Annotated in this window: 1 pseudogene; it reads left to right on the top strand. The window is 67.0% G+C overall.

Annotation, left to right across the window (positions count from 1 at the left end):
• Positions 1-120 (top strand): annotated as a pseudogene (locus R1101_RS29185) (molybdenum cofactor biosynthesis protein MoaE); the annotation flags it as partial.
• Positions 121-261 lie beyond the last annotated feature (141 nt).

Genomic DNA, 261 nt, shown 5'->3' with positions numbered 1-261 from the left:
CCACACCGCGCGGAAGCCTTCGCCACCTGCGCCGAACTGGTGGAACGCATCAAATCCGAGGTGCCCATCTGGAAACGTCAGCACTTCACCGCGGGACTGTCGGAGTGGGTGGGCCTGTAGCCACGACGGCGGGCGGCACTCGCCACATGCGGTAGGGTGACATGGTTCGGGTGTCACGACGACACCCACCGTCGTGGGATACCGGCGGCCCGGGATCGTGCCCGGCCCGCACGCACAGATGCAGTACGCACAGATGCACCG

It is taken from the genome of Rhodococcus sp. R1101, from assembly GCF_000278445.1.
GTDB lineage: Bacteria > Actinomycetota > Actinomycetes > Mycobacteriales > Mycobacteriaceae > Rhodococcus > Rhodococcus gordoniae.
This window is presented reverse-complemented; position numbering and strand designations above follow the sequence as displayed.